Source organism: Steroidobacter sp. (assembly GCF_016790065.1).
In the GTDB taxonomy this organism is placed as follows: Bacteria; Pseudomonadota; Gammaproteobacteria; order Steroidobacterales; family Steroidobacteraceae; genus Steroidobacter.
Genome location: NZ_JAEUPY010000082.1, coordinates 1 through 5,365, shown reverse-complemented (window position 1 = coordinate 5,365; position 5,365 = coordinate 1). Strand labels below are relative to the sequence as shown.

Below are 5,365 nucleotides of genomic sequence, written 5' to 3'. Positions count from 1 at the left end.
GGCCGGTCTTGCGGTCGATGGAGCTGGCCCATGACACCTTCGAGACGAACGGCGTGGCGCTCAGCAGTTTGCCGTTGGACCGATCGTGCACATAGAAGAAGCCGTTGCGGTCGGCTTTGGCGCCGGCTTTCACCGTGCCCTTGGCGGTTTTCTGATCGAACGGAATGAACTCGTTGGAGCCGTCGAAATCCCAGCTGTCGTGCGGCGTGTTCTGATAGCTCCACACGATCTTGCCGGTGTCCGGCGCGATAGCCACGGTCGACGAAGAGTAGAGGTTGTCGCCCGGGCGCATGTGCGAGTTCCAGGGAGACGGATTGCCAGTGCCGCAGTAGATGAGTTTCACATCGGCTGCGTACGTGCATCCCAACCAGGGAGCAGCGCCGCCGGTTTTCCACATGTCGCCTTGCCAGGTGGCGTTGAGCTTGCCGCTGATGCCGTTCTCTTGGCCGTTCAAGTAGCCCATGTGGCCTTCGACGGTCGGGCGCGACCACACGACTTTGCCGGTACGCGCGTCGCGTGCGTCGATGCGGCCGACGATGCCGAATTCACCGCCGGACAAACCGGTGATGATCTTGCCGTCCACGATCAGTGGCGCGGCGGTATAGGAGTAGCCGGCCTTGTAATCGTCGAGCTTTTCGTTCCAAACGATTTTGCCGGTGTTGGCATCGAGGGCCACCAGATGCGCATCGAGCGTGCCGAAGATGACCAAGTTGTCGTAGAGCGCGGCTCCACGATTGACGACGTCACAACAGGGCATGATACCGTCCGGCAGGCGATGCTCGTACGACCACAAGCGTTCGCCGCTCTGTGCATCGAGTGCCCAGATGCGCGAGTAGGATCCGGTGACGAACAACTTCCCGTTATGCACCAGCGGTTGCGATTCCTGGCCGCGCTGTTTTTCACCACCGAACGAAAACGTCCAGGCGGGCACCAGGTTGGCGACATTGTCCGTGGTGATTTTGGTGAGCGGGCTGAAACGTTGGCCGCCTTGCCCCATGCCGACGGTGACGACGTCCTGAGTGGTGGTGGCGTCGTCGCTGATCATCGCGTCGGTGACAGGCACCGGCACGTTGCTCGAATTTGCCGAGACCGCTGATAGAGCGAGCGCGGCGCCGGTCAGCCACGGCGCGCACGTGTGCGAATACTTCATAAGTTCCCCCTGAGTTCGAATCGAAATGCAGCCGGCGGCCTGGGGCTCGCCGGCTGCGCGGTCGTTAGATGCTCATGCAGACCGACTTGGTTTCCAGATAATTGCGCAACACTTCATGGCCCATTTCGCGGCCCCAGCCAGATTGTTTGTAACCGCCGAACGGCAACGAGGCGTCGAAGATGTTGTAGCAGTTGACCCAGACTGTGCCGGTGCGGAGCCGATTGCCGATGCGATGCGCGCGGCTGATGTCGCGGGTCCAGATGCCGGCGGCGAGTCCGTACACCGTATCGTTGGCGCGGCGGATCAGCTCATCGTCTACGTCCTTGAACCGGCTCACCGTGACGACCGGGCCGAAGATCTCTTCCTGATAGACCCGCATGCTGTCGTTGGTGTTTTCTATGACGGTTGGCTCGACGAAAAAGCCACCTTTGAAGGTGCGCGAGCTGGCGTTGCCGGTGGCGACCTTCGCGCCTTGCTCGCGTGCCGAGGTGAGGAAGCCGTTGACGCGCTCGAACTGCGTCTGCGACACCAGCGGACCCATCTGGGTGCCGGGACTCAAACCAGGGCCCAGTCGCAACGAGGCGGCAAAGCGGGTCACGCCTTCGGCCACTTGATCGTAGATTTTCTCTTGCACGAACAAGCGCGAACCGGCGCAACAGCACTGACCGTGATTGAAGAAGATGGCGCTGGCGGCGCCTTGGATGGCGGCCTCGACGTCGGCGTCGTCGAGCACGATGTTCGGCGACTTGCCACCCAGCTCGAGCGTGACTTTCTTCAGGTCATGAGCCGCGGCTTTGACGATCAAGCGACCCACTTCGGTGGAGCCGGTGAAAGCCACCTTGTCGACACCAGGATGGGCTGCCAGCGGCGCGCCGCAGCTTTCACCGAAGCCAGTGACCACGTTGAGCACGCCCGGCGGCAAACCGGCTTCCATACAAACGCGAGCCAGACGCAACGCCGACAGCGGCGTTTCTTCAGCCGGCTTCAATACGACGGTGCAACCGGTTGCGAGCACGGGCGCCAACTTCCACGCCGCCATCAGCAACGGAAAGTTCCAGGGAATGATTTGCGCGACGACGCCGATCGGCTCTTTGCGCGTGAAGGCGTGGTACTGCGCGTCCGGCGTGTACGGCACCGACAGCGGAATGGTGTTGCCTTCGATCTTGGTGGCCCAGCCGGCCATGTAACGAAACATTTCGGCGGCCAACGGCACGTCGGCGGCGCGCGCCACGGCGATGGGCTTGCCGTTGTCCAACGCTTCGAGCTGCGCGAACTCTTCCAGATTGGCTTCGATCAAGTCACCGATTCGCCACAGGATTTTGCCGCGCTCCGAGGGCGTCATGCGCGACCAGGGGCCGGTATCGAAAGCCTTGCGGGCTGCGCTCACGGCCAAATTCACATCTTCCTTGCCGCAATCGGCGGCATGCGCAATCACGTCCTCGCTGGACGGGTCGTAGATTTCGAAAGTCTTGCCGGAACGCGCCGGTTGCCAGCGTCCATCGATCAGCGCCTCGTGCGGCTGTCCTACGAATGCCTTCACCCCCGCGGTCAGTGCGACCAGCTCGCTCGTCGTATTCATCACTTTCTCCGGTATCGCCGACCGCGTGGTCGGCGTTGCTTTGTCATAGGTATGTCGGCAGGCTGGCTTAGCCGTGCCACGCGGAGCTACTGGAGCAAGGAACGGGCCAGCGCTATATTTCTCGGCAAAAGCGCGGCGGGCAGGGTATGGTCCGGTCTGACGTGCCAGCGGCGGTTTACTTGGATCAGGTTTCGGTGCGACAGTACGTCACCGCCTTAGGTTACAAACTGTCATCGGTTCGGGGGGATATGTGACAGACGCCAATAGCGCTCGTCACCTCGATGAGGTGCTGCGCAGTGTTTCCGGGCTTGCGGCCGCCACTGAAACCAGTGTGGCGCACGGCATTTCCACTTCATGGTCGCGATGCGCCCGGGATTACCGGCTCGATCCGGCCCGCACTTATTCGCCCACGGTGCTCACCGCCAACGAGCTACGCGAACGGCGTGCTCAAAACGAAGAGCTGATCATGATCGCCGGCGCAGAAATGAATCTGCTCTACGATCAAATCAGCGGCTCCGGTTATGCGTTGTTGCTCACCGATGCGCGTGGCGTGATTCTTCGCGAACGTGTCGATCCAACGCTGCGCGATGGTTTCCGTCGCTCCGGCTTGTTGGCCGGCGCCGATTGGAGCGAACAGGTCGAAGGTACCAACGGCATCGGCACGTGTATCGCCGAAGGTCGTTCGGTGATCGTGCACCGGGACGAACATTTCCATTGCGATCATGTGCAGTTGAGTTGTTCGGGCGCGCCGATCCGAGATCCGTCCGACGAGATCATCGGTGTGCTCGACGCATCGTGCGTCGGTTCTCACGACACGCGCGTGAGCCAGATGCACACCATGGCGCTGGTCAAGATGTCCGCCTATGCGATCGAGAAATGTTTGTTTCTGCGTCGGCATCGGCATCACGCCATCTTGCGCTTCCACTACCGACCCGAGCTGGTGAATCTAAATCAGGATGGCGCGCTGGCGGTGTCGGAGGATGGCACCATCGTCGCGGCGGATCGTACCGCTGTGACGCTGCTCGGACTGAAAGGTCGGCACGAAGTGCGCGGTCGTCCCATCGAGCAGTTGTTCGACATGAAGCTTCAGGATGTGCTGAGCGCTGCTTCGGCGTCGCAGTCGCTGATGTGGTCGGCGCGTGAGCTGACGCATGGTCGTCGCTATGTGCTGAGCTTGCACAAGCCGATGCAGTCGCGCTCGACACAGTTCGAAGTGCGGAATGCACGGTCGGCTTCGCCCATCGTTCACATTGCGTCCATGCCGCGAGTGAGTGCGCTGTCGCTGGACGATTTGGCGGGCGAGGATCCGCAATTGCTGCGTCAAGTTCGTCAGTCGCAGCGCATCGTCGACTCGGGCATTCCCGTGGTGATTCATGGGCCGACTGGCTCGGGCAAAGAAGTTTTCGCGCGAGCGCTGCATGCAGCGAGCCGTCGTGCGGATCAACCTTTCATTGCGGTGAACTGTGCCGCCATTCCCGAGACGCTGATCGAGAGTGAGTTGTTCGGTTATCGCTCCGGTGCATTTACCGGTGCGCGCAAGGAAGGCATGAAGGGCAAGATCCTGCAGTCTTCCCGCGGCACGCTGTTCCTCGATGAAATCGGCGATATGCCGTTAGCCATGCAGACGCGCCTGCTGCGCGTGTTGGAAGAGCGAAAGGTCGAGCCGCTGGGCAGTGAGCTGTCTTTGGATGTCGAGCTGCACGTCGTCGCCGCATCCCACCGGAACTTGCGCGATCTGATCGCTCGTAACTTGTTTCGCGAGGATCTGTTCTATCGCTTGAACGGCATGACCATCGAGCTGCCCGCACTGGCGGACCGCGATGATTGCGCACACGTGATTCAGCGTGTGCTCGCGGCGGAGAACCGTTCGAACCGACCTGCAGCTATCGAGACTGAGGCGCTGCGAGTGTTGGTTGCCTATTCTTGGCCTGGCAACGTTCGTGAGTTGCGAAATGTGATTCGCACGGCGCTGGCGTTGTGTGAGGACGGTGTGATTCGGCTGCAGGACTTGCCGGCGGAGATTCATCGATCCGTTGCAGCGGGGCGGACCGCGGCTGTTTCTAAACCGGTCACGGTGGATGGAGATGCCAAGAAGTCCGGCTCTTTGGAAGAAGCTGAGCGGGATGTGGTCGTGCGAGCGATTGAAGATAATCGTTGGAACATGACCAACGCCGCACGGCAGCTGGGCATGAGCCGGAACTCGCTTTATCGCAAGATCAAGCTGTACCAGATTCCGCTGGCGCGAGGGCCTCGGGCACGGAGCTGAGTTGCGGCTCTAGTCGAGCTGCGCGGGTCAGTCGCGTCAGCTCGTTACCTTTTTCATCGCCTGCGCCAGGTCGTGCTGCCCGTTCTGTTCCAACGCGCGCACGGTCCCTTCGAAATCTCTTAGCTCGATTCTGACTTAGCTCCTCGCGCGAGACATAGCCCTGCACTCCGCGAAACACCACTAACACTAACAACAGCAGACATAGTACCAGCATCAAAACAAACGCTTGGGAGGCCTTCGGGCGGTACCAGGCGGTCGTATCGTGACGTGCCGGTGACTTCGCGTAATCCTCTGTTTGCCGAGCCGGAAACCTGCTATGGAATAGTGAGCCCGAAGCATGGCTGCCCGTAACATGAGCTCATGATGGCAA

Annotated in this window: 3 protein-coding genes; 1 reads left to right on the top strand and 2 read right to left on the bottom strand. The window is 60.9% G+C overall.

Annotation, left to right across the window (positions count from 1 at the left end; genetic code table 11):
• Positions 1-1,150, bottom strand: a 1,150-nt coding sequence (locus JNL55_RS03400; protein ID WP_293849265.1) for a PQQ-dependent dehydrogenase, methanol/ethanol family, incomplete at its 3' end; no start/stop codon positions are given.
• A 64-nt stretch (positions 1,151-1,214) separates the two neighbouring features.
• A complete protein-coding gene (locus JNL55_RS03395) occupies positions 1,215-2,729 on the bottom strand; it encodes an aldehyde dehydrogenase family protein (RefSeq protein ID WP_293849262.1) in 1,515 nt (504 codons plus the stop codon).
• 250 nt (positions 2,730-2,979) lie between these two features.
• On the opposite strand from JNL55_RS03395, the gene JNL55_RS03390 reads away from it, so the two are divergent.
• Positions 2,980-4,995: a sigma-54-dependent Fis family transcriptional regulator gene (locus JNL55_RS03390; protein ID WP_293849259.1), complete on the top strand. Its 2,016-nt coding sequence runs from the start codon at positions 2,980-2,982 to the stop codon at positions 4,993-4,995.
• The last annotated feature ends 370 nt before the right edge of the window (positions 4,996-5,365 follow it).

Bases quoted from the DNA above. Each gene is read 5' to 3' on its own strand.
- JNL55_RS03395 (WP_293849262.1), bottom strand. From the start codon at position 2,729: ATGAATACGACGAGCGAGCTGGTCGCACTGACCGCGGGGGTGAAGGCA.